We start from the raw sequence: 2,564 nt of genomic DNA on the forward strand, positions 1-2,564 counted from the left end.
CATAACGTGCTCAAAGGAGTTCGTTCTCTCTCAATAAAATTAGCAGACCGGATTTTGTATGCGTTGGACATACAACTGAGTGACCTATTGGATGGGCGCTGAACGGGCTGCGGGCGGGGAAATCGTGGTTGCGCGGAAGTCCGGGGCGCCTTGATCTGATTGAACCGGCTGCTATTGGTTCTCCAACTCCGCCCGGAAAGCCTGTTCCGGATCGCTCACGGAGCTCAGGCACCCTTCCGGGTCCACAAACGGATTGACGCCACCGTGTGTGATCCGGCCGAAGTTCCTGTCGTCGCGATCGAAGCGCGCCCCAGAGTCGTCTGAACCAGTTGAAGCGGTGCCCAGCGGTCCAAGTCTTGCACGATGCGGACGAACGGGTACGGTCTAGCGGCTTTCCAGACCTAGACGGAAATACCGGCGCGTCCCCGCCGCCTCCTGCCCTTCTATCTGCGCCCGCCAAGCACCTCGTCATAAACGTCCACGGTTTCGCGCGCCGCTTTCAGCCAGCTGAACTCCGAGGCTCGCGTTCGCCCGCGCTCCACCAGCGTCTTTCGCAAATCGGAATCGCGCAGCACCTCGCAAATGCCGCGCGAGATGTCGAACACGTTTTCCGGATTCACAATCATGGCCGCATCCTGAACCACCTCCGGAAGCGAATACACATCCGAGGAAATCACCGGAGTTCCGGCGGCCATCGCCTCTAGCGGCGGCAGGCCGAATCCTTCGTAGAGAGAGGGAAACACAAAAGCCGTCGCCAGTTCGTAGAAGACCCGCAAGGTATCGAACGGGACGAAGCCCAGGAAGCGCACACAGTGCTCGACACGGCTGTGAATCATCGCGCGGCGCACCTCCGGGTGCTTGTAGATGTCCTCGCCGATAATGATCAGCCGGAGCGACTGGTACGGATGCGTGTTCACCAGCTCCTGGCGCGCCACGGCGAAGGCTTCAATCATGCGCGGGATGTTCTTCTGCTTCCGAATGTGGCCCGCATAAAGGAGAAAGGGATACGTGATCTGATAGCGCTCCAGGATGCGTCGACGTTCGCGATCCCTTCGTTCCAGTTCCGATGGCTGCGAGCCCGGCTGGAAGAAGACCGGGTCGGGCGCGTTATGGATGACGCGAACGCGGTCGACGTCAATGCCGGTGAAGTTCGTCACGTCCCGCTTCGTGGAGGCCGAGACGGAAATGACGCAAGCGGCGCGTTGCAGGGTGCGCGTGAATCGAAACCTCCGTAAGGCGTGCAGCCAAGGCGGGGATTCGTCGAAGAGAATGCGGCTCATATCGTGAACCGTGACGACGTATGGCAAAGAAATCAGCATCGGAACCCGCGCCAGCGGGACGTGCGTCAGATCCACATCCAGATTGCGGATCAGCCGGGGAAGCGAGAAGTGGTCGATGCGGTTGAGATCGCTGGTTGCGTGCGCGACGAATTCAAACGAGGGAGCATGTTCGCGGACCAGGCGCTGGTCGGAAGGGGCGCCGATCAGCAGGAATTCATAGGGGCACTCAATCTGGTGCAGCGCGCGGAGCAGGTTGCGGATGTACGTGCCGATTCCGAAGTCCCGGATCCGGCGAACGTCAACCGCAATTCTCAAGCCCGTACCGCGTCGAGCTTCCAGCTATAGAGCGGGAACCGGTCCGTAAGCGCTTCCACTTTACGGCGCACGGACTGGCTGACCTCGGGCGCGTGAATGTCGTTCAGCGTTTCAGCGATCAACCGGCCGACTTCGCGCATTTCCGGCACGCCGAAGCCGCGCGTGGTGACGGCCGGGCTTCCCAGGCGGATGCCGCTCGGGTTGAGCGGAGGATTCGGATCGAACGGAATCGTGTTCTTGTTGACGGTGATGCGCGCGTGGTCGAGAGCGGCCTCGGCTTCCTTGCCGCGAATACCCTTCGAGAATACGTCGACCAGCATGATGTGCGTGTCGGTCCCGCCGGACACGATGCGGAACCCTTCGTCCGTCAGGCTGGCCGCGAGAGCCTGGGCATTCTGAATCACGCGCCGCTGATACTCGACGAAATCGGGTTTGAGCGCTTCGAGGAAGCAGACGGCCTTCGCGGCGATCACGTGCATCAGCGGACCGCCCTGATTGCCCGGGAAAACATTCTGGTCGATGGCTTTTGCGTACTTCTCTTTGGCCAGGATCAGACCGGCGCGCGGCCCGCGGAGCGTCTTGTGCGTGGTCGTGGTTACGATATCGGCCCACTCGCAGGGGTTCGGATGCAAACCGGCCGCAACGAGACCCGAAAAATGCGCCATGTCAACGAGAAACACCGCACCGATCTCGTCGGCGATTTCCCGGAACCGGGGGAAATCCCACGTGCGCGAATAAGCGCTTCCGCCGGCGATGATCATCTTCGGCTTGTGCTCGCGCGCGGTGGCGATCAGGTCGTCGAAATCGATGAGTTCGTTGTCTTTGCGAACCTTGTACGATACGACCTTATAGAGCTTGCCGGAGAAGTTGAGCTTGTGTCCGTGTGTGAGGTGGCCGCCGTGCGAGAGGTCGAGTCCCATGATCGTATCGCCCGGGTTCAAGACGGCCCCGAAGGCGGCGGCATTGGCC

The 2,564-nt window shown here is 60.9% G+C and carries 2 protein-coding genes; both read right to left on the bottom strand.

The annotated features are described in order from the left end of the window. Nucleotides 1-443: 443 nt before the first annotated feature. Entirely contained in the window at nucleotides 444-1,595 is a 1,152-nt protein-coding gene (locus H1Y01_RS13595) for a glycosyltransferase family 4 protein (protein WP_180541056.1), read from the bottom strand. Next, on the bottom strand, nucleotides 1,592-2,564 hold a 973-nt coding region (glyA, locus tag H1Y01_RS13600), incomplete at its 5' end, for a serine hydroxymethyltransferase (protein ID WP_180541057.1). The genes glyA and H1Y01_RS13595, both read right to left, overlap by 4 nt.

Source organism: Nevskia soli (genome assembly GCF_903970205.1).
In the GTDB taxonomy this organism is placed as follows: Bacteria; Acidobacteriota; Terriglobia; order Bryobacterales; family Bryobacteraceae; genus Bog-113.